Annotated in this window: 24 protein-coding genes; 19 read left to right on the forward strand and 5 right to left on the reverse strand. The window is 36.0% G+C overall.

Annotated elements, in window-relative coordinates:
- Window positions 1–163 precede the first annotated feature (163 nt).
- Genes C8J95_RS16670 through C8J95_RS16680 form a run of 3 tightly spaced genes read right to left on the reverse strand, consistent with a single transcriptional unit; the run spans window position 164 to window position 1,633 of the window.
- On the reverse strand, window positions 164–700 hold the full coding sequence (locus C8J95_RS16670; RefSeq protein WP_107809851.1) for a Crp/Fnr family transcriptional regulator: 537 nt from the start codon (window positions 698–700) through the stop codon (window positions 164–166).
- An 8-nt stretch (window positions 701–708) separates the two neighbouring features.
- Entirely contained in the window at window positions 709–1,128 is a 420-nt protein-coding gene (locus tag C8J95_RS16675) for a hypothetical protein (RefSeq protein WP_107809903.1), read from the reverse strand.
- Window positions 1,129–1,147: 19 nt separating this feature from the next.
- Window positions 1,148–1,633: a DUF456 domain-containing protein gene (locus tag C8J95_RS16680; protein ID WP_107809852.1), complete on the reverse strand. Its 486-nt coding sequence runs from the start codon at window positions 1,631–1,633 to the stop codon at window positions 1,148–1,150.
- Window positions 1,634–1,726: 93 nt separating this feature from the next.
- On the opposite strand from C8J95_RS16680, the gene C8J95_RS16685 reads away from it, so the two are divergent.
- The 9 genes from C8J95_RS16685 (at window position 1,727) to C8J95_RS16725 (ending at window position 10,362) form a co-directional block, all read left to right on the forward strand.
- Window positions 1,727–2,989 (forward strand): mechanosensitive ion channel family protein, encoded by a 1,263-nt coding sequence (locus C8J95_RS16685; protein ID WP_107809853.1) that lies wholly within the window; start codon window positions 1,727–1,729, stop codon window positions 2,987–2,989.
- Window positions 2,990–3,017: 28 nt separating this feature from the next.
- A complete protein-coding gene (locus C8J95_RS16690) occupies window positions 3,018–3,737 on the forward strand; it encodes a pyridoxine 5'-phosphate synthase (RefSeq protein WP_059323085.1) in 720 nt (239 codons plus the stop codon).
- 64 nt (window positions 3,738–3,801) lie between these two features.
- Window positions 3,802–4,578, forward strand: a complete 777-nt coding sequence (locus C8J95_RS16695; RefSeq protein ID WP_107809854.1) for an alpha/beta fold hydrolase — start codon at window positions 3,802–3,804, stop codon at window positions 4,576–4,578.
- Window position 4,579: 1 nt separating this feature from the next.
- Entirely contained in the window at window positions 4,580–5,590 is a 1,011-nt protein-coding gene (locus tag C8J95_RS16700) for an SDR family oxidoreductase (protein WP_107809855.1), read from the forward strand.
- A 3-nt stretch (window positions 5,591–5,593) separates the two neighbouring features.
- Window positions 5,594–7,357: a long-chain fatty acid--CoA ligase gene (locus C8J95_RS16705; RefSeq protein WP_107809856.1), complete on the forward strand. Its 1,764-nt coding sequence runs from the start codon at window positions 5,594–5,596 to the stop codon at window positions 7,355–7,357.
- A gap of 12 nt (window positions 7,358–7,369) precedes the next feature.
- A complete protein-coding gene (locus C8J95_RS16710; protein ID WP_107809857.1) occupies window positions 7,370–8,425 on the forward strand; it encodes a diphosphomevalonate/mevalonate 3,5-bisphosphate decarboxylase family protein in 1,056 nt (351 codons plus the stop codon).
- 12 nt (window positions 8,426–8,437) lie between these two features.
- Window positions 8,438–9,310 carry a subclass B3 metallo-beta-lactamase GOB-34 gene (locus C8J95_RS16715; RefSeq protein WP_107809858.1) on the forward strand — a complete coding sequence of 291 codons (873 nt, stop codon included), beginning with the start codon at window positions 8,438–8,440 and terminating at the stop codon, window positions 9,308–9,310.
- A 1-nt stretch (window position 9,311) separates the two neighbouring features.
- The gene (locus C8J95_RS16720) at window positions 9,312–9,809 is read left to right on the forward strand and encodes a DUF2867 domain-containing protein (protein WP_107809859.1); all 498 of its coding nucleotides are present in this window, start codon (window positions 9,312–9,314) and stop codon (window positions 9,807–9,809) included.
- Window positions 9,802–10,362, forward strand: a complete 561-nt coding sequence (locus C8J95_RS16725) for an ABC transporter (RefSeq protein WP_107809860.1) — start codon at window positions 9,802–9,804, stop codon at window positions 10,360–10,362. The genes C8J95_RS16720 and C8J95_RS16725 overlap by 8 nt, the downstream gene beginning before the upstream one ends.
- A 99-nt stretch (window positions 10,363–10,461) precedes the next feature.
- Here the strand turns inward: C8J95_RS16725 and endOF1 are convergent, their stop codons facing one another.
- Window positions 10,462–11,481: an endo-beta-N-acetylglucosaminidase F1 gene (gene endOF1 / locus C8J95_RS16730; RefSeq protein ID WP_107809861.1), complete on the reverse strand. Its 1,020-nt coding sequence runs from the start codon at window positions 11,479–11,481 to the stop codon at window positions 10,462–10,464.
- Window positions 11,482–11,721: 240 nt separating this feature from the next.
- Between endOF1 and C8J95_RS16735 the strand changes: the two genes are divergently transcribed.
- From C8J95_RS16735 to rluF, 5 genes are read left to right on the forward strand one after another with little or no spacing between them, the layout of a single operon-like run.
- Window positions 11,722–12,099 (forward strand): VOC family protein, encoded by a 378-nt coding sequence (locus tag C8J95_RS16735; protein WP_107809862.1) that lies wholly within the window; start codon window positions 11,722–11,724, stop codon window positions 12,097–12,099.
- Between the two features lie 46 nt (window positions 12,100–12,145).
- On the forward strand, window positions 12,146–12,682 hold the full coding sequence (locus C8J95_RS16740; protein WP_107809863.1) for a DUF1543 domain-containing protein: 537 nt from the start codon (window positions 12,146–12,148) through the stop codon (window positions 12,680–12,682).
- A gap of 4 nt (window positions 12,683–12,686) precedes the next feature.
- Window positions 12,687–13,154, forward strand: coding sequence for a nuclear transport factor 2 family protein (locus tag C8J95_RS16745; RefSeq protein ID WP_107809864.1), 468 nt, complete (start codon window positions 12,687–12,689; stop codon window positions 13,152–13,154).
- Window positions 13,155–13,211: 57 nt separating this feature from the next.
- A complete protein-coding gene (locus C8J95_RS16750) occupies window positions 13,212–14,321 on the forward strand; it encodes a 5-(carboxyamino)imidazole ribonucleotide synthase (protein WP_107809865.1) in 1,110 nt (369 codons plus the stop codon).
- A gap of 17 nt (window positions 14,322–14,338) precedes the next feature.
- On the forward strand, window positions 14,339–15,061 hold the full coding sequence (rluF, locus tag C8J95_RS16755) for a 23S rRNA pseudouridine(2604) synthase RluF (RefSeq protein WP_107809866.1): 723 nt from the start codon (window positions 14,339–14,341) through the stop codon (window positions 15,059–15,061).
- A 117-nt stretch (window positions 15,062–15,178) separates the two neighbouring features.
- Here rluF and C8J95_RS16760 read toward each other — a convergent pair whose 3' ends face one another.
- A complete protein-coding gene (locus tag C8J95_RS16760; protein WP_107809867.1) occupies window positions 15,179–16,078 on the reverse strand; it encodes a DMT family transporter in 900 nt (299 codons plus the stop codon).
- Window positions 16,079–16,170: 92 nt separating this feature from the next.
- On the opposite strand from C8J95_RS16760, the gene C8J95_RS16765 reads away from it, so the two are divergent.
- The 5 genes from C8J95_RS16765 (at window position 16,171) to C8J95_RS16785 (ending at window position 20,145) form a co-directional block, all read left to right on the forward strand.
- Complete coding sequence (locus C8J95_RS16765) at window positions 16,171–16,383, forward strand: hypothetical protein (protein WP_107809868.1); 213 nt, start codon at window positions 16,171–16,173, stop codon at window positions 16,381–16,383.
- 47 nt (window positions 16,384–16,430) lie between these two features.
- The gene (gene purE / locus C8J95_RS16770) at window positions 16,431–16,934 is read left to right on the forward strand and encodes a 5-(carboxyamino)imidazole ribonucleotide mutase (RefSeq protein WP_107809869.1); all 504 of its coding nucleotides are present in this window, start codon (window positions 16,431–16,433) and stop codon (window positions 16,932–16,934) included.
- A gap of 84 nt (window positions 16,935–17,018) precedes the next feature.
- Window positions 17,019–17,387, forward strand: coding sequence for a DUF4377 domain-containing protein (locus tag C8J95_RS16775; RefSeq protein ID WP_107809870.1), 369 nt, complete (start codon window positions 17,019–17,021; stop codon window positions 17,385–17,387).
- 114 nt (window positions 17,388–17,501) lie between these two features.
- The gene (locus tag C8J95_RS16780; protein WP_107809871.1) at window positions 17,502–18,833 is read left to right on the forward strand and encodes a hydroxymethylglutaryl-CoA synthase family protein; all 1,332 of its coding nucleotides are present in this window, start codon (window positions 17,502–17,504) and stop codon (window positions 18,831–18,833) included.
- A 109-nt stretch (window positions 18,834–18,942) separates the two neighbouring features.
- Window positions 18,943–20,145 (forward strand): acyltransferase family protein, encoded by a 1,203-nt coding sequence (locus tag C8J95_RS16785; protein ID WP_107809872.1) that lies wholly within the window; start codon window positions 18,943–18,945, stop codon window positions 20,143–20,145.
- Window positions 20,146–20,147: the final 2 nt, after the last annotated feature.

Consider the following 20,147-nt stretch of genomic DNA (forward strand, 5'->3'; position numbering starts at 1 on the left):
AGATTTTCCCTTTGCGCCTTAAAAAAAGGATTAATATTCTAAGCTAAATTGTGCCATTGTGTTAATTGATCTAATGACTGTATATAGAAAAGAATAGTCCTACATGGGCTTTGATACTTTTAGCAAAATTCAGCAATTGGTTCTTTTAAATCCTTGATTGAGATCAAGATTTTTTAATGCGTGAGAGGGTCTCTGGGGTCATACGCAAGTAATTGGCAATATGCTTATTTGGAATCTGTTGGAAAACCTGTGGACTTCTTTTTAGCAGGCGATGGTAACGCTCGCGGGGAGATTGGGTGAGAAGGTCTATTTCTCTTTCGAACTGCTGCAGATTCAAATCTTCCAGAATACTATTCCATAGTTGAAGATGTTGCAAATCTTTACTAATTATTTGCATAAAGGAGCCTTTGGAAGCTACAAGAATTGTAGTCTTTTTTAGAGCCTGAATATAGAGTGGTGAAGGTTTATTACTTAAAAACGAATCAAGAGAAACAATAATGTTTCCTGAATAGCCAAAACGAACGTTGCGTTCTTCGGCATTGTCGGAAATAAAGATTCTTACACTGCCTTCCCGTATGAAGTAGATATTGGTATCAGTGCTGCCTGCCTCTTTCAGGTACTCATTTCTATTTAAAATAATAACCTTCTCAAACAGATTTTCATCTTTGAGAAGGCTATTAATATCTGGCTGGGATGACATTTATATTGTTAGTTTGTTTTCGAAACTTTTTCGACTCTTACGCTAATGTTGTAATCACTCTTTTTAAGCTCGATATTGGTGACTCTGTCTGGCTGAATGCTTTCCAAGGTGTACAGATATCCACCCAAAATCTGAGTTTTTGCATATTTTCTGTCCGGCATATCCTGGGTGTCCAGTATAAGAGTCTGATTATTTACTTTCAGCTTTATTCTGGCATTGCCAATCCATACGCATCTGGCATTCATAGGACAGCGGGAATCTTCCGGAACGTCCACAAATTTTATTTTTAACTTCTCCTTTTGCAGAGATTTTTCCTCACCCATTTTCAGGGTGATAACTGGTCCTTCTGTATAACTGGTATTAGATGTTGCTTTACAGGATGACAAAGCACTTAGTCCTAATAAAGCGGTGAAAAGATAAGCTTTCATATGATGTAATTTGGTTTGTTTAAAATAAATCAATTATTACTACAATAAGCATAGCACAGCCTACTACAAAACTAAACCCGGTTCCGTAAAGAAAACCGATTAAAGCTCCTTTAGTAGAGTTCCATGCTTTTTTATAATCTTTACGATCGTAGAGTAATTCACCAACAAAAACACCGATTAACATCCCGATTAAAAATCCGAATATTACCGGTATAAAAAACATACCCAATATAGTGCCAATAAATGAACCGATACTTCCCCAGCGGGTACCACCGTATTTTTTATTTGTTTTGGCAGGGATCACATAGTTGAGTATTGCCGAGAGGAGAGTCAGTATTCCGAAGATCCAGATATATCCCATGGACATATCGGAATTGGTGCCGAATTTATAAATCAGAAGTCCGGCATAACTAACAATAAGTCCGGGTAATACAGGTAGAAAAGTTCCTAGTATTCCAACGATCAGTAAAATAATACAAACAAATGCTATAAGCCCATCTTCCATATCGCAAATATCTGGTTTAAATGTAAGGAATTTAAAGAAAGTGAAAAATAAATTGTTAATTTTGTGTACTAAACGAAATTCACATTCCGCTACATGAACAATGATTTACAGGAAACAAGAGATTTTCTACAACAAATCAGTTATGACATTAATGTATTCTTTGCCAAGTACTTTGATGGCAGCGTTGCGTGGATATTTCAGGTAACCAGCAAGATTATAGTTCTTCTTGCATTTTACTTTATTGTAGACATAGGGATAAGGCTTTTCTTTAACTTTCTCTATAAGATTATAAAGAAAAATAAGTATCCGTTTGTAGAAGCCCTTTATCAGTCCAAATTTCCCCGCGCTATGGCACATGTTATTGCATTGGGACTCTGTAGTTTTGCACTGGACTCTATTTTCTATAAGAATATGCATCCGGCTACCAAATCTATACTGGATATAATCGTTCAGATTGGGCAGCTAATTGTAATTGGGAGTGCGGGACTTCGTTTGTATAAATCTGTAGAGATCTATTATATCCTGATCAAGGAAAATTATAAGCTTATTGCTTTCAAAGCAGTATCCCAAACACTAAAAATCTTCGGTGGTGTTATTTTGTTTTTTATTGCCATCAAGATTGTCTTCAAAATTAATAGTGGTACTATTCTGGGAAGTCTTGGGGCTATAACAGCTGTAATGGTATTGGTTTTCAGAGATACCATTTTGGGATTTGTTACCGGGATTCATGTGGCTACTTCCAAAAACCTGAAAGTGGGTGACTGGATAGGAATTCCGAAATACAATATTGAAGGGAATATCACAGATATTAGCCTGCTGACTACCAAAATTATAAATTTTGATAAAACAGTATCTACAATTCCTACCTACGATCTGATGTCTACGGAGATCCGGAATTATCAGGTAATGACTGAAGGTAACCTGAGAAGGATAAAGCGTTCCATGATTTTCAATATCAAATCCTTCCGGTTTCTGACCAAGGAAGATTATGAGAGATTGGAAAAAGTAAATCTAATCTCTGATTATATCATTACCAAAAAGAATGAGATTGATTCCGAAAAGCTGGATCTTCATAATGCAGATAATATGCTGAATGGTCAGCAGTTAACCAATATCGGAGTTTTTCGAAAATATGCTGAAAATTATCTGCGCAACAATCCCAACATAGAACAGAAAGAGATTATATTGGTACGCCAGCTGGAAATTACACCACAGGGAATGCCATTAGAAATATACTGTTTCACCATTTACTCTAATCTTGAAGATTACGAAAGAGTACAATCCGATATTTTCGATCATTTGTTAGTTGCTACACAAGACTTCGGTCTGGAAGTAATACAGGTGAACAAAGTTTAAGAAAGTAAATTACATACAATAAAAGAACATGACTAAATTAAGCGTCAATATTAATAAAATAGCAACATTGCGAAATGCGAGAGGGGGTGATGTACCGAGTGTAACACAAATAGCTGTTGATGCACAAAAATTTGGAGCACAAGGAATAACAATACATCCGAGACCGGATGAAAGACATATTACCAGGAAAGATGTTTATGATCTTAAACCTTTGGTAACCACAGAATTTAATATAGAAGGAAATCCGCACCGCTCATTTATCGATATGGTATTGGACGTGAAGCCAGAGCAGGTAACATTAGTACCGGATGCAGACGATGCAATAACTTCTAATGCTGGATGGGATTGTAAAACTCATCTGGATAAGCTAACTGATATTATTGCGGAATTTAAAAATGCGGGTATCAGAACTTCCATTTTTTTAGATCCGGATCCGGCGATGGTAGAATATGCCGCTAAAACAGGAACAGACAGAATAGAGTTGTATACCGAAGCTTATGCTACAAATTATCCAAAAGATAAAGAGGCCGCTATAAAGTCTTACTATGAAACAGCACTAAAAGCAACGGAATTTGGTTTAGGCATCAATGCCGGTCATGATCTAAGTCTTGATAACCTGAAATATTTTGCAGATAAGATTCCTAATTTATTGGAAGTTTCTATTGGACATGCACTAATTTCTGAAGCCTTATATTTGGGATTGGAAAATACAATTCAGTCTTATCTGAAGCGTTTAGCGCAGTGGTAGATTCTGAACACTGAAGGTTAGAATAATGTTGAGAATTTAAATTTTATTATTTAAAATTAAAGAAGTGGAAATTTTACATTCAAAAATATACGGACAAGATAAAACCGGAACACCATTATTGGTGTTTCATGGTTTATTTGGAATGCTGGACAACTGGGGATCTTTCGGACGAGAATTTGGCGAACTTATGCCGGTACACCTTATCGATCTTCGTAACCATGGGAAAAGTTTTCATTCCGAAGAGATGACGATAGATACAATGGTGAACGATATCCAGGCTTATATGGATCATTACAGAATGGAAAAAGTGTATCTGTTAGGACATTCTTTAGGAGGAAAAGTAGTGATGCAGTATGCGATCACCAATCCCGAAAAAGTAGAAAAGCTTATAGTAGCTGATATGGCACCAAAAGCATATCCGCCACATCATCAGGGGATTTTTAAAGCACTGAATAGTGTGGATTTGACTCAGGTAACCAGCAGACAAGAGGTAGAAGAAGAGCTGAAGAAATATATCCCGGAGATTGGTGTTATCCAATTCCTTCTGAAAAACCTGTATTGGACAGAAGATAAGAAACTAAACTGGAGGTTTAACCTTCGGGTACTTACGGATAAGTATACTACTTTTGTAACTAATGCTGTAAAGTATGGAGTTTATAACGGACCTGTTTTATTCTTAGCAGGAGCAAACTCCAATTATATATTACCACAGGATGGACTCCTGATCAGACAACAGTTTCCGGATTCTGAAGTCAAAAAAATCGCAAATGCCGGACATTGGGTACAAGCAGAAAACCCAAAAGATTTTAATGCGGCAGTAAAAGAATTTTTAACACAATAACATGGTTTTAGTTACCGGAGCAACAGGGATATTGGGAAGAGTCATTGTACTGAAACTTTTAGAAAAAGGATTCAGTGTAAAGGCCACGAAACGTCCGTCGAGTAATATAAACGATGTGAAGCATTCCTGGTATGCCTATACAGATAAGGTAGAAGAATATTTTAATAAAATCCAGTGGGTTGATACTGATTTTGATGATGCAAATTCTTTGCAGCACGCATTAGAAGGTGTTACAGAGGTGTATCACTGTGCCGCAAGAGTCAGCTTTAACCCTAAGTTCAGAAAAGAACTGTACCACACCAATATTGATGGTACCAAAAACCTGCTTTATGCCTGTGAAGGTTCTTTGGTAAATAAATTTTGTTTTATCAGTTCTATAGCTGTTTTAGACGGATTTAATGAAAATGGAGAATTAGATGAAGAGTCCGATTTTAAACATGCTTTGGAGCACTCTGCATATGCAAAGTCCAAACATTTTTCGGAAATGGAGGTATGGCGCGCTTCGGCAGAAGGACTAAACACCGTGATCCTGCTTCCGGGAATTATTCTGGGAACAGGAAATTGGGAGGCAAGTAGTGGCAAGCTATTTAGCTCTTTCGAAGTAACCCCTTACACATTTTCCGGCAGTTCTGCCTATGTAGATGGCAGAGATGTTGCGAATATTGCGATAGAGTTAATGGAAAAAAATATTTTTGGAGAACGCTTTATTACAGTAAGCGAAACCCGTACTTATAAGAGTTTCTCTGAAAAAGTACGCAGCAAATTAGGCCTTTCTGCTCCTAAGATTATTCCGGATGGTTTGTTACATTTTTCCAGAATTTTCGGAAAACTAGGTTTCCTTATTCCAACTCTTAAAATGCTCAATAAGGCCAATATAGAGGCAATAACGGCACATAATAAAATATCTAACAAAAAAATAAAGGACCAACTGGGATATCAGTTTATCCCGCTTGACGAAAGTATAGACTTTCACCTGAATAATTATATTAAAGACAAAAAACTGAAGTCTTAACGAATGAATTTAGCACAATCAATTATAACCCGAAACCTGGAAAAGCATGCGCTGAAGGCTGCTATTGGTTTTAAAAAAGAAAACCAATGGAAAGAACTTAGCTGGAAAAAATTTAGCGAAATGATTGCTAAAACAGCTAATGCACTTAAAGCAGCCGGGGTTCAGGAAAATGACAGAGTCGCTATTTATTCAGAAAATTCAGCTGAATGGATAATTTTTGATCTGGCTATATTATCTATAGGTGCTATTACTGTTCCTATTTATTCTACTAATAATGCGGAGCAAGCTGGATATATTATCAACGATTCACAGTCTAAAGTTATTCTGGCAGGTAATCAGGAGCAGTATAATGCTTGTTATGAGCTGTTACAGCGAAATGAGTACCTGAAAACGATTGTTGTTGCCAAGAATAAAGTAATCGGAAAAAAAGAGAATACTGTTTTTCTTCGTGAGTTTATTGCGGAGCAATCTTCTGTTTTTGAATTCTGTCCGAAAGAAGATGACGATACTGCTACGCTTATTTATACTTCCGGAACAACAGGAATACCAAAAGGTGTAATGATTACACATGGGAATTTTCGTAAAGAATTCGATGCTCATTTTGAATTTTTCAAATTCAAAAACTTTGAAGACGAACTTTCATTGGCCTTTCTTCCGCTAACACACGTTTTTGAGAGAAGCTGGTCGCTTCTAAGTTTGTATGGCGGTGCAAAAGTTTATTTTCTGGAAGATCCTAAAAATATTGCCCATGCATTAACGGAGGTAAAGCCGACGATGATGTGTACAGTTCCAAGGTTTTTCCAAAAAGTATACGCAGGTATTCATGATGTAGTAGAGAAAAGTTCTCCGACAAAGAAGAAAATCTTTAACTGGGCTGTAGGTGTTGGTAAGCAACATGCAGAACTAAGAAGAACTGAAAAAGAAATTCCTTTTGGATTAAAAGCCAAATACGGATTGGCAGATCTTCTGGTATTCAGTAAAATGAAAGAAAAATTGGGTGGAAGATTATGGTTTACACCTTGTGGTGGAGCCTCTATTTCACCTGAGGTTACAGAGTTTTTCGATGCTTTAGGACTTCATCTTACTGTAGGCTATGGTCTTACAGAGACTACGGCAACGCTTTCGCTTTTCCCTTTTACAAAATACAAGTATGGAAGCTGCGGTAAAATATTACCGGGAGTAGAGATAAGGATTGGAGCAGAAAGCGAGATTCAAGCCAGAGGAAGCGGTATTATGAAAGGCTACTTCAACAAACCCGAAGAAACAAAAGCTGTCTTTACAGAAGATGGATGGTTTAAAACAGGTGATGCCGGAAATATTGATGACCAAGGAAATCTTACAATTACAGAAAGAATAAAAGATTTATTAAAAACATCCAATGGAAAGTATATAGCACCTCAGCAGGTAGAAAATATATTATCCAATAACAATTATATCCAGCAGGTAATGGTAATTGCAGAAGGAAGACAGTTTGTTTCTGCTTTAATTGTACCAAATTTCGAATTTCTGAAAGGTGAGCTGAGTAAAATGAATATTCCTTTTACCAACTGGAGTGAGATTGTGAAAAATGAAGAGATTAATAAGCTGTACAAAGCTAAAATAGAAGAATTTCAGACTTCTTTGGCATCATTTGAGAAAGTAAAGAAATTTACACTGATGTCGGCAGAATTTGAAATCGGAAGTGGTGAGATAACGCCAACATTAAAGATTAAAAGAAAGGTTGTTTCAGAGAAATATAAAGACCTTATTGAACAGATGTACAGCTAAAATGAAGTAATTATGGAAAAAGAATTTTTAGGAAATACAAATTTTAATATCAGCAGTCAGACTGTTACAGAAAGCTGCCCTTCTAATATAGCATTGATTAAATACTGGGGAAAATATGAAAATCAGATTCCTGCCAATCCCAGTATCAGTTATACACTTAATCACTGCAGAACAAATACTACAATGGAATTTTCGGAAGGAGAGGGATTTTCTGTACAAACATTTTTAGCCGGAAATGAAGAGCAAAAGTTTGCAGAAAAAATTGAAAAATACTTTAAAAATATTGAACAGTATTTACCATGGATTCTGAAAGGTAAATATGTCATCAGAACCGAAAATACTTTCCCACATAGCTCAGGTATTGCAAGTTCGGCTTCAGGATTTGGTGCGATAGCAAAATGTCTGATGCAGTTGGATGCTACTTTTTCAGGGAGTATATCAGAAGAAGTATCACTGGAAAAAGCCTCGTTTTTAGCAAGACTGGGAAGCGGAAGCGCATGCCGTAGTTTATACAATGGACTGGTGGTATGGGGAAATACAAAAGAAGTAGAAGGAAGTTCTGATTTGTATGCGGTACAATATCCAAACGATGAAATTCACCCCGTTTTCAAAAATTTCAACGACTGGGTATTATTAATTCATGAAGGAGAGAAAAGTGTTTCTTCCACAGTAGGACATGGACTAATGAAAACAAATCCATATGCTGAAAGACGTTTTCAGGAAGCACATGAAAACTTTGCTACGCTTAAGAATATTCTGAAAACCGGAGATCTGGAAGGTTTTATAAAACTGACCGAACACGAAGCGCTTACCCTTCATGCAATGATGATGATGAGTGATCCTGCTTTTATATTAATGAAAACCGGAACTCTGGAAGTTATCAACAAAATATGGGACTTCCGCAGAATTACAGGGCTGCCATTGTTTTTCACACTGGATGCAGGAGCTAATGTTCATTTACTGTTCCCGAACGATATAGAAAGTGATAAAATAAAAATATTTATAAAGCAGGAGCTTTTACCGTTTACTCAAAATGGAGGAGTAGTGAAAGACGAAATGCACTTCTAAAACTGTTATCCAATGAAAAGAATAACGACTTTACTTTTTCTACTGGTTTGTTTTGGCTGGAATGCTCAGGTTGTAAAAGAACCTGAAAATACACCAAAAGAATGGTCTCAGAATTATGAACCATTCAGAATTGCAGGTAATCTGTATTACGTAGGAACTTATGATTTGGCTTCTTACCTAATCGTTACAGATAAAGGAAATATTCTGATCAATACAGGACTAACAGGCTCTCTTTCTACAATAAAAGAGAACATTGCTAAATTAGGATTCAATTATAAAGATATCAAGATTCTGCTTCTCACACAGGCTCATTATGACCATACAGGTGCATTAATGGACTTTAAAACAGAAACAGGTGCAAAATTTTATGCAGATGCTGCAGATGCAGATGTTCTGAGAACAGGCGGGCAGTCTGATTATGAAATGGGAAAATATGGTGCAACTTTTAAACCTATTATCCCGGATCGAACGTTGAAAAATCTGGATAAAATAAAATTAGGAAATACAACGCTTACGATGCTCCATCATCCTGGGCATACAAAAGGTTCCTGTAGTTTTGTGTTTAATACAAGAGATGGAAAAAGAAAATACAGAGTGCTTATAGCCAATATGCCTTCCGTAATTGTTGATAATAAATTTTCTGAAGTTACGGCATATCCAAATATTCAGTCCGATTATGCTTACACCTTTAAAGCCATGAAAAAGCTGGATTTTGATATTTGGGTAGCATCGCATGCAAGTCAGTTCGATCTGCATGAAAAACGTAAGGAAGGGGCTCCCTACAATCCACAATTGTTTATGGATAAACAAAGCTATTTCCAAAACCTTAATGATCTGGAGAAAAGCTATCTCGACAAAATTCAAAAAGATTCACAGGATAAATAATATGAAAACTATACCTTCCTTTTCTGCATTAATTAAGCAGAAATTTGATTATACCGACGTTTATTTTCAGGAGGTGAAAACTGAAAAAAATATTCGTCCGGAAGATTTAGGAAAAGCTTTCTTTACAAGCAACATTCCTTGGGTTAAAAAACTTTTTACACTGCGCAATAAGGTGGTTGCTGTATTTGGACTGAAAGGATCTGATAAGAAAAGTAAAATTATGCAACAGGCAGAACAGTCTGATTTTGCAGTGGGGGAAAAATTCGGATTGTTTAAAGTACTGGATAAAAAAGAGAAAGAAATTATTCTGGGAGAAGATGATAAGCATCTGGATTTTAAAGTATCCCTATGTTACAATAAACCAGAAAATAAAATCTACATTTCTACTGGTGTGCAATATCATAATTTCTTCGGAAGACTTTACTTTTTCTTTGTTAAACCTTTCCACAGATTAGTTGTAAGATCGATGCTGAACTCTATGGTAACAAGTTTTGGCTAATATTAATAGAATCTATAACTATCCTCCGCTACCAGATAAAAAAGGATGGAAAGAAACAATAACGGAAAGAAGACTTCTTCGCAAATTAAGGTTCAACTGTATGGATCAGTTCCCGGAAAAAGCAGTATTTAGAAAAACAAATATTCAAATCTGGTTTATTCTGATTGTGGCAGTAGTTATTATTCCTGCTGTACTAATGATGGATAAACAAAGTCAGAAATATGTATTAAGTATAAGGCTTTTTGTGGCAGCTATTTTTGTTATTGGAGCCCTTATAAGACTAATTCTAGGTTATATATTTCCTGAATTGACATTGAGTGATAAAGGTGTGAAAATCTTCGGTAGAGAACTAATTGTCTGGAATGATATCAAAAGAATCAAAACCGCCGGGCTATATGCCGGAAATATGCAGCTAATTATTATCAAGAAAAATAATAAAAGGATTACAGAAGACTTTAAGCATCTTAATACAAATAGCTATAATCTGGCATTGATAGTTCGCTCTTTTGCCAAGAAGTACAAAACAAGGGATGTTCTTTTGCCTCTAAAATAATACTAAACAATAAAACCTGCCCGAAAGCTTACAGGATGAAACCAAAAAACATCCCATAGTTTTCAGGCAAGTTTGTTTATTATAAATTACCGTTAACTTTTACCAGTCTTTAGAATATGGTGTATTGGAATATACCAGTTCATCTCCGTATAATTCTTTTGCGATAAGCTTAAGTGCTGGAAGCTGACCAGAAGTAAAGTTACTGCGGTTAGGATCCATTGCGAAGATCATATGACCTCCATAACCTTTTGTCACGATATTTCTCAATGCCTGAGCTGAGGCATATCTGCCCAGGTTAAATTCCTGAGAAGACATAATCATCCCTGACTTTGAAAGTCCCGGATAGTTACTTGCCAAGTCATAGCTATTACCATAATCATGAATAGCGTAGTCTACATAACTGCCAGCATTTACACCATCAACAGCAGTAGGGAAAGAAGATGTTCTGCTGTATACATATACAGTTACCAACTTATTTGGCATAGCTTGTTTAGTTTCGTAAGCCAGGCGCGCAGCGGCATTATTGGACGGTGTTACAAAGCCGGAAGGAGGTGGAGTTTGATATGCAGAATATTCATCATCGAAAAATACACCATCCAAATTATACAGATCACATGTATTCTTAAGCTCCTGCGCGAATGCTTTTGCCCGTGTTGTTGAAAGGTTGGCAATTCCCGATCTATCATGGTTTCCTAATATACTTAGTATAACTTTTATGCCTTTGTCCTGTAAAGGTTTCAGGTATTTTGAACGGTTGGTTAGTAGATGTTGTACATTGGGATTGTTGCTTACAAAAACTTTATCAGTAGCAGCATCATAATTGATATTAGCAGAAAACAAAACAACCATGTCTACCAATGGTTTTCCACTATTTTTTAATGTGAAATTCAGATTATTAAGAGGATTTGTGTCATTTACTTCTGTAAAACTGAATAATTTAATATTCGCTTTTGTTGTACCAGTTACCGCTGCTCTTACTGCAGCATTTGGTGAGATGTTACTATTTTCAGAAGAGAGTGAATTGTCTCGTGCACACGATGTCCACACAAGGGGGAAAGCCAGGAATACTAAAATATTATTCTTCAGGCTGGCCGAAAATTGGTTAATAAATTTTTTCATAGTGATATATTTTATGTTAATTTGGTTTTTATATTTTGACGGGTGTCATAATATTTATTCCCTTGTTTAGGAATTTTAATATAGATTTACAAGTGTTTAATGTAAAATTATAAATTAATCGTAATATTGAATCTGAATCAGTGTTAATTTTTTAATTAAAATAAATATTTGTTGAATTTGTAGTATCTATGTACGATGTGATTCTTGTAAATAATCAGAATTAATCATAAAAATTTTAAAATGCATATTCATCATATTGCTATTATTTGTTCGGACTATCAGGTTTCCAAAAAGTTTTATACAGATATTTTAGGACTCAATATTATCCGGGAAGTTTACCGTGAAGAAAGAAAATCTTATAAATTGGATCTTGCAATAGGAGATCTCTATGTTATAGAATTGTTTTCTTTTCCCGATCCACATAAGCGTCCGTCCAGACCAGAAGCCTGCGGTTTGAGACATCTAGCCTTTGCGGTAGAAGATATAAATTCCAAAAGAGAGGAATTAATAAAAAAAGGATTGGTATGTGAAGACATCCGGGTTGACGAATTTACCGGTAAAGAATTCTTTTTCACACAGGATCCGGATCAGTTACCGTTAGAATTTTATCAAATCTGATTTTCAGAGAAGCAGAATATTTCACTATTTTTGCAAAGAAAGAGCTATGAAATTATTCTATGTAATCCTGGGTGCTACTCCTGAAGGAAGAAATATCGAACAACACGACGTATTTTTCGGAATTGCAGAAACACTGGATGAGCTTATTCCTGAAATGAAAGAGTTTTGGAAAGAAGCTAAAATTCATATCGATTGTCATCAGGAAGTAAAATTTGCAGATGGTTACGAAGTGAAAATAGTGGAAAGAGGTACTCAGAAATCCGAAGATCAGTTATACTTTATTAATCTGGGAGGCTATAAGCCAGGCTTCTTCGAGGAATTTCATGAGCAACACCTGATGGTAGGAACTTCGATGGGTGAAATTGTGAAAAGAGTGAAGCAAACCGAGTTTTATCAACAAATGGGGTTTGAAGGAGCTGTAAGCCATATCGATGATAAACATGGTGTAGATATCGACGATATCTTTAATGTTAGCGATATTCTTCCGAAGAAAATGAAAGAAAAGTATACCATTGTTCTGGAAAAAAGTGACGCTGAAGTCCAGGAAAATGAAATGCATTTAGGCTATTTTAAACTTAAATAATATTATGCGCAGCAGCTTCATACTTATACTAGGACTAAGTTTTAATTTATTTTTCTCTCAGGTTTCAGAAACCGAAGCTGTGAAAGCGGGAGTTAATAAACTCTTTACAGCAATGAAGAACTCTGACTCGGCAGGTGTCAAATCAAGTTTTACCAAGCAGGCAATTTTACAGACTATAATGAAAAATGGAGAGGTAAAAACGGAAGATATTTCTGCGTTTGCCAGAACCATAGCAAAAACTGAAAAAAATACACTGGAAGAAAGAATCACTTTTTCAGCCATTCATATTGATGGAAATTTGGCATCTGTATGGACTCCGTATCAGTTTTATTTTCAAGGGAAATTCTCGCATTGTGGGGTAAACAGTTTTCAGATGATTAAAGAAAATGGAGACTGGAAAATACAGTATATTATAGATACCCGAAGAAAAGATGGCTGCATTCAGGATGGTAAAACTGAATCTGTAAAATAGAAATATCAATCTTCGCATTGAAGACTTAATATAAAAGTAAATCTAATAAAGTAAATAATGAAAATAGGAATTTTAGGAGGCGGACAGCTTGGAAGAATGTTGATCCAAAGTGCTCTGAAATACGATGACGAATTTTATACACTAGATCCGGCAGCCGATGCACCATGCCATAATATATCCTACTTTACGCAAGGGAACTTCAATGATTATCAGACAGTCCTGGATTTTGGAAAAGATAAAGATGTTGTAACTATTGAAATTGAACATGTAAATGCAGATGCACTGGAAACATTAGAAAACCAAGGTGTAAAAGTTGTTCCTAACTCAAGAATTATTAAAATCATTCAGCAAAAAATTCTTCAGAAAGAATTTTACAAAGAAAATAACATTCCAAGCCCGGATTTTCAGACCGTACAAAGTAAATCAGAAATAAGCTTTCCTCTTCCTTTTGTACAAAAAATGAATACAGGTGGCTATGATGGAAAAGGAGTACAGGTAATCCGTACAGAAGAAGATCTTCAAAAGTTGTGGGATGCTCCGTCTGTATTGGAAAGTCTGGTAGATATAGATAAAGAGCTGGCAGTAATTGTTGCCATAAATGAAGATGGTGAAACCAAAACTTTTCCGGTAACCGAAATGGTGGCAGATCCTAAACTTAATTTATTAGATTTCAATATCTGTCCGACGATACTAAGTGAAGATATACAAAATCAGATTTCAGCAATTACAGACAAATTTCTGCAGACAGTTAATTCTCCGGGTTTATTTGCTATCGAATTATTTTTGGATAAAGAAGGTAAAGTTTGGGTAAATGAAACTGCTCCAAGGTTGCACAATTCCGGACACCAGAGTCAGGAAGGAAATGCTAATTCCCAGTTCGAACAAATGTACAGAGTTGTAAAGAACCTGCCATTAGCAGATACAGATGCTGTTGCCTTTAGCGGAATGCTGAATTTGGTAGGAGCAGAAGGCTTTTCCGGAAAGGTAGTATATGCAGGGTTGGACGAAGTGCTGAGATTACCTAAAACATATATCCATTTGTATGGTAAAACTGAAACCAAACCGGGTAGAAAAATGGGACATATTAACGTATTAGCGAAATCCCGTGAAGAGCTGATGGAGAAGCTGGTGAAAATAAAAGAAATGGTGCAGGTAATTGCAGAATAATACAGAAAACTAAAGATTTGGAAAAAACACGTATCAATAAATACCTGTCAGAAGTAGGCTATTGTTCCAGAAGAGCAGCAGACAAACTACTGGAAGAAGGCAGAATTACGATAAACGGAAAGCTTCCGGAAATGGGGACTAAAGTTTCGGATGAGGACGAAATTTTTGTGGATGGAGTTTCTATTCGCAAAACGGATGAGGAGCATGTTTATATAGCTTTCAATAAGCCTGTGGGTATTGTTTGTACAACCGATACTAAGCGTGAGAAGAATAATATTATTGATTATATCAACCATCCTAAACGTATTTTTCCGATTGGACGACTGGATAAGCCGAGTGAAGGATTAATCTTACTGACATCGGATGGTGATATTGTTAATAAAATCCTGAGATCGAGAAATAATCACGGTAAAGAATATCTCGTAAGAGTAAACCAGCCAATAACATCTAAGTTTCTGGATAAAATGAGAAATGGAGTGCCTATTCTGGATACGGTTACTAAGAAATGTGAGGTAGAGCAGATTGATAATTTTACGTTTAGAATTGTTCTTACACAGGGGCTTAACCGTCAGATTAGGAGAATGTGCGAGTTTCTAGGGTATGAAGTTAAAAAGCTGAAACGTATCCGTATTATGAATATCAGACTGGATCTACCGATTGGTAAATGGAGGGATTTAAGCATACAGGAATTAGCAGCACTCAATAACCTGCTGGAAGATTCCCAAAAAACAATAGATTAATGATAAAAGAGCACTTGCGGAATTATGCCCAAGTGCTCTTTTTATAAATATAGCGAAGCAATTTGTGTCCTAAAACCAAAAGAAATTAAATATAATTTGTGTATTGGTGTTAATATGTTATGCCAATCTGCGTTCAGATTTTGGTTTATAGTTCGTAATGAATACACCACAGATAATCAAACATGCTGCTATAATAAACTTTGCAGAAATTTCTTCGTCCAAAAGCAGCCAACCCAGGAATATAGCAATAATTGTATTGATATAGGCCAGTATGGAAACCTGTATTGGGGTAATTTTTGTAAGTGCATAATGAAAAGCAAAAAAAGCAGTTACAGAGCCAAAAACAGCAAGATAAACCATAGCCGATATGCTTTTTAGTGTCCAGTTTCCAAAATTGTAATCGTCTGAAAATATGAAAGCCAGTATAATTTGTACAATTCCTGCAAAGGCGAATTGATAAAACAAATTCAGAGAAATATTACCACTCTGTATATTCATTTTTTTAGTGAAAATAGTCCCTGAAGCCCATCCGGAAATAGCACAAAACATCAGGATAATGCCATTCCTGTAGCTTGGATTAGCCAGATCTTTTAATCCGTCCCAGAAAATGAAGATAATTCCGCAAAAGCAAATCAGGATTCCTGTCATTGCCCGGAAACTGAATTTTTGCAATCCTACAGCAAGACTTCCCAGAAAAACAAGAATAGGAGCACAGGCACTAATCAGAGAAGCAAGACTACTCGTTACATTCTCTTCTGCAACTGTAGTTAGTCCATTAGCACCTATCAGCATAAGGGTTGAGAAAACAATTTGGTATTTTAAATTTTTCCAGCCAATCCATTTCAGTTCCTTACGGAACATAAGGATAGTTCCCATTATAATTGCTGCCAAAAGCTGACGTATACCTGCCACAAACCATCCGGGAATGCTTTCCACAGCAACGCGTATTCCCATAAAAGTAGTTCCCCAGACGATAGCCACCGTCAGAATAGCAAATAGTAATTTATAGTCTCTCAAAATGGATTGGAATAAAGTATTGCAAAGATATTATTAGTTTTTATATTTTAGCCTGTAGCAAGGAAATACAAATGCTGAAAAAATAATTTTATATGTGGAATCCTTTCCGGAAAAAAATAAAACAGAATAGGTGCAATTTTAATTTTCCCTATATACAGAAAGCTTTGGCAGAAAAAGATATTGAGTTGATGAATATGAATACTCTTGGCGATTCCTATGGCTTCTTTATTGTTAAAAAAGAAAATGTGGCACCTCTGCTCTATCTTTCCACTAAAATGGCTTTAGGAATAGAACAATTACGATAGGCTTTCCTTTCAATTTCATTATCTTTGACCATCTAAAAAAAGTAAACATGATCGGAATTATTATGGGAAGTCAGAGCGACTTACCAATTATGGAACAGGCAGCCAATTTCCTTAATGATTTAGGTATTCCGTATGAACTAACGGTTGTTTCTGCACACAGAACACCAGAACGTATGTTCGAATATGCTAAGTCTGCAAAACAGAGAGACCTGAAAGTAATTATTGCCGGAGCAGGAGGAGCAGCGCACCTTCCGGGAATGGTAGCAAGTTGTACAACCCTTCCGGTAATCGGAGTTCCAATTTTATCCAGTAATTCTATAGACGGATGGGATTCAGTATTGTCTATTCTGCAAATGCCGGGTGGTATTCCGGTAGCAACAGTTGCATTGAATGGAGCTTTAAATGCTGGTATCTTGGCCGCTAAAATAATAGGAAGTGCAGATGAGCAGGTTGCAGAAAAATTGCAGCAATATCAGGATACATTAAAAGATAAAGTTTTAGGAACTGTGGATGTAATTAAAGCACAGCATCCTAACCACTACGATCTGTAATTTTTTTGTCCTTTTTCAAAAAAAATAATTCAAATTGGACTTTTTAGCACGGTTCTTGTCTTTAAGGCCGGAAATATAAATTCTATGAAAAAAATACTTGCAGTTAGTAAACTATTTGTGGTCGGATTAGGACTTTTTGTTCTTCAGCAGTGTAATGTACAAAAGACAGCTAAAGGAGACAATGCCGAAACATTTGTGGTGGCCTCAAAACAAGTTGACTGTACTGGTGTAGGAAAGCAAAAATGCTATTTGGTAAAAGAAGGAGATGCTAAAATCTGGAGTTATATGTATCAGTCCGTTGAAGGGTTTACTTATGAGCCAGGATATGAATACGTATTGAAAGTGAAAAAAGAAAAAGTAGCTAATCCACCTGCGGATGCTTCTTCTATAAGATATATTCTGGAGAAAGTAGTTTCAAAAAAACAGAAAATATCAGAGGATTTACCTCAATAAACAGAAAAACAACATCAATAATTATGGCGTACTGTGTAAAATAGTATGCCATATTTTTTTCTTTTTAAACTCAACTCCCTAACTTCGTAGGGTTTTTTACAAAAACTAATATTTATGAGAGTTGGAGTTGAGGCGGCTTCTTATTATGTGCCGCATTTGTATTTGGAAATTAAAGATTTAGCAGAGAATAGAGGTATCGATCCATTAAAATTAGAAAAAGGACTCGGGCTTCATAAGATGGCTTTTCCGGATGTACATGAAGATGCTGCGACATTTGCTGCAGAAGCTTTGTTGAGGCTGATTAATGATTACAATATCAATCCGAAAGAAATATGCAGAGTATATCTGGGAACAGAAAGTGCTCTGGATGCTGCAAAACCTACGGCTACTCTTGCTGTACAAATGGTGGAACAGGCTTTAGAAGAAGAATATGGAAGCCGTAGTTTCAAAAACTGTGATGCCTTAGATATGACCTTTGCCTGTATTGGTGGGGTAGACGCTTTGCAAAATGCTATTGATTTTGTAAGAGTAAATCCTAATAAGAAAGCAGTTGTTATAGCATCAGACTATGCAAAATATGAATTGGCTTCAGGAGGTGAATATACACAAGGAGGTGGAGCTGTAGCTTTATTAGTCTCTTCCCAACCAGATTTGCTGGAGATAGAAAATCACTGGGGTGTAGGTATGGAAAGTGTTTTCGACTTTTTCAAGCCAAGAAGACATTATAAGAAAGAAGAACTGAATAATGCTCCGGAAAGTTTTCCTGATAAAATTGAAGTATTCTCCGATGAGCCTGTTTTCGACGGACAATATTCAAACGAATGTTTTAAAGACAGAATCCGTGAAGCTTACCAGCACTTTAAAGAAGAGAAAGGTGTTTCCGGAAATGCATTTGCAGACTGGAGATTCCTGATATTCCATTTGCCTTACGCATTTCACGGTAAAAGAATTTTCAGTGAGATTTTTGCAATGGAAAACAATTTGCCCTACGCAACAAATGACGATTTGAAGGCTGTTGCCGGGAGCGATGTTTATAAGGCACTTGTAAATGAAAAAATAGAAACATCCCAAAGGGCTTCCTCGGAAATAGGGAACATGTATACTGCTTCAGTATTTATGGCGTTACTTTCTGCACTGCAGGTTTCTTCTAATGATGGTGAAGATCTTAGCGGAAAGAAAGTAGGTTTCTTTGCTTACGGGAGTGGTTCCAAGTCAAAAGTTTTCGAAGCCACAATAGGCGCTAACTGGAAAAACATAGTTGAAAAGTGGAACCTGTTTGATCATCTTAAAGAGCGTCAGGCTATTGATTTCCCTACTTATGAAAAGCTTCACCGCAAACAGACTGAAAATTCTGTTGCAGCTGATAAAAAAGGATTTAAGCTGGATTATACAGAAACTGAAAATCCGGTTCTGAAAGGAGCTCGATATTATGAATATAAAAAATAGTTAAAGAAACCGCAGTATATCTGCGGTTTTTTATTTGTCTATACTGCAAAGTATTTATCTATATTTGTTAGGATATAGAAATATTATAGTTAAATTTTATTACTTCTGAATGAAATCAGCCCGCTATTACTCCTTAGATGTATTTCGTGGTGCCACGGTAGCACTAATGATTTTAGTAAATAATCCCGGAACTTGGTCTGCTATATATCCACCTTTAGAACATGCTAAATGGCATGGTTGTACTCCTACAGATCTGGTTTTTCCGTTTTTTCTTTTCGCAGTGGGAAATGCTATGACCTTTGTAATACCAAAGTTTCAGCAGCAGGATAGTTCTGTTTTCTGGAAGAAAGTAATTAAAAGAACATTATTAATCTTTGGTATAGGCCTGTTTCTTAACTGGTGCCCGTTTTTACAATGGGATCATGACAGCCTAAGCTTTATGAGCTGGAAAAGCTCTGAAGAAAGTGGAGTCCGTATTATGGGAGTTTTACAGAGAATTGCAATAGCCTATTTCTTTGCCTCGGTTATTGCCTATTATTTCAAAGAGAAAATGGTTTTATGGATTAGTGGTGCATTATTAATTATTTACTGGTTTCTCACATCATTATTGGGCGGAGCAGATCCATACAGTATAGAAGGTTTTATTGGTGTACCAATAGATCATAGCATACTGGGAATAGCACATGAATATAAAGGAGAAGGAGTTCCTTTTGATCCTGAAGGTTTATTCAGTACTATTCCTGCAATTCCACAGGTTTTATTTGGTTATCTGATTGGTAATTATATTCAGAAGAAGGGAAATATTCAGTGGTTTGGAAAAACTCTGAAAGAAAATAGTATCTACTCTATGCTGTCGGGGCTTTTTGTTCTGGGCATTATAGCAGTTTTTATTTCTTATGTATGGCAACTGGATTTCCCGTACAATAAGAAAATATGGAGCAGTTCCTATACTTTACTGACCACAGGGCTTGCTATAATAGTTCTGGGAATATTAATATGGTTTATAGAAATTCTTGAAATAAGAAATGGACTGATGAAGTTCTTTGATGTATTTGGAAAAAATCCTTTATTTATCTATGTTGTAAGTGGAGTAGTACCAAGGTTATTCAGTCTTATCAGAATTGAAAATGGTTTGGATGATAAAGGAAAAATCAAATATTTATCCCCATTGGGATGGTTTCACAAACATATATGTGATCCGATATCCTATTCACTAGAGTTTGGATCCTTTTTATATGCACTTATTTTTCTTGGATTCTGCTGGTTATTGGCCTATTGGCTGGATAAAAGGAAAATCTACATTAAAGTATAAGA

Source organism: Elizabethkingia sp. YR214 (assembly GCF_003058195.1).
Taxonomy (GTDB): domain Bacteria; phylum Bacteroidota; class Bacteroidia; order Flavobacteriales; family Weeksellaceae; genus Elizabethkingia.

Bases quoted from the DNA above. Each gene is read 5' to 3' on its own strand.
- C8J95_RS16670 (WP_107809851.1), bottom strand. From the start codon at position 700: ATGTCATCCCAGCCAGATATTAATAGCCTTCTCAAAGATGAAAATCTG.
- C8J95_RS16675 (WP_107809903.1), bottom strand. From the start codon at position 1,128: ATGAAAGCTTATCTTTTCACCGCTTTATTAGGACTAAGTGCTTTGTCA.
- C8J95_RS16680 (WP_107809852.1), bottom strand. From the start codon at position 1,633: ATGGAAGATGGGCTTATAGCATTTGTTTGTATTATTTTACTGATCGTT.
- C8J95_RS16685 (WP_107809853.1), top strand. From the start codon at position 1,727: ATGAACAATGATTTACAGGAAACAAGAGATTTTCTACAACAAATCAGT.
- C8J95_RS16690 (WP_059323085.1), top strand. From the start codon at position 3,018: ATGACTAAATTAAGCGTCAATATTAATAAAATAGCAACATTGCGAAAT.
- C8J95_RS16700 (WP_107809855.1), top strand. From the start codon at position 4,580: ATGGTTTTAGTTACCGGAGCAACAGGGATATTGGGAAGAGTCATTGTA.
- C8J95_RS16705 (WP_107809856.1), top strand. From the start codon at position 5,594: ATGAATTTAGCACAATCAATTATAACCCGAAACCTGGAAAAGCATGCG.
- C8J95_RS16710 (WP_107809857.1), top strand. From the start codon at position 7,370: ATGGAAAAAGAATTTTTAGGAAATACAAATTTTAATATCAGCAGTCAG.
- C8J95_RS16715 (WP_107809858.1), top strand. From the start codon at position 8,438: ATGAAAAGAATAACGACTTTACTTTTTCTACTGGTTTGTTTTGGCTGG.
- C8J95_RS16720 (WP_107809859.1), top strand. From the start codon at position 9,312: ATGAAAACTATACCTTCCTTTTCTGCATTAATTAAGCAGAAATTTGAT.
- endOF1 (WP_107809861.1), bottom strand. From the start codon at position 11,481: ATGAAAAAATTTATTAACCAATTTTCGGCCAGCCTGAAGAATAATATT.
- C8J95_RS16735 (WP_107809862.1), top strand. From the start codon at position 11,722: ATGCATATTCATCATATTGCTATTATTTGTTCGGACTATCAGGTTTCC.
- C8J95_RS16740 (WP_107809863.1), top strand. From the start codon at position 12,146: ATGAAATTATTCTATGTAATCCTGGGTGCTACTCCTGAAGGAAGAAAT.
- C8J95_RS16745 (WP_107809864.1), top strand. From the start codon at position 12,687: ATGCGCAGCAGCTTCATACTTATACTAGGACTAAGTTTTAATTTATTT.
- C8J95_RS16750 (WP_107809865.1), top strand. From the start codon at position 13,212: ATGAAAATAGGAATTTTAGGAGGCGGACAGCTTGGAAGAATGTTGATC.
- C8J95_RS16765 (WP_107809868.1), top strand. From the start codon at position 16,171: ATGTGGAATCCTTTCCGGAAAAAAATAAAACAGAATAGGTGCAATTTT.
- purE (WP_107809869.1), top strand. From the start codon at position 16,431: ATGATCGGAATTATTATGGGAAGTCAGAGCGACTTACCAATTATGGAA.
- C8J95_RS16775 (WP_107809870.1), top strand. From the start codon at position 17,019: ATGAAAAAAATACTTGCAGTTAGTAAACTATTTGTGGTCGGATTAGGA.
- C8J95_RS16780 (WP_107809871.1), top strand. From the start codon at position 17,502: ATGAGAGTTGGAGTTGAGGCGGCTTCTTATTATGTGCCGCATTTGTAT.
- C8J95_RS16785 (WP_107809872.1), top strand. From the start codon at position 18,943: ATGAAATCAGCCCGCTATTACTCCTTAGATGTATTTCGTGGTGCCACG.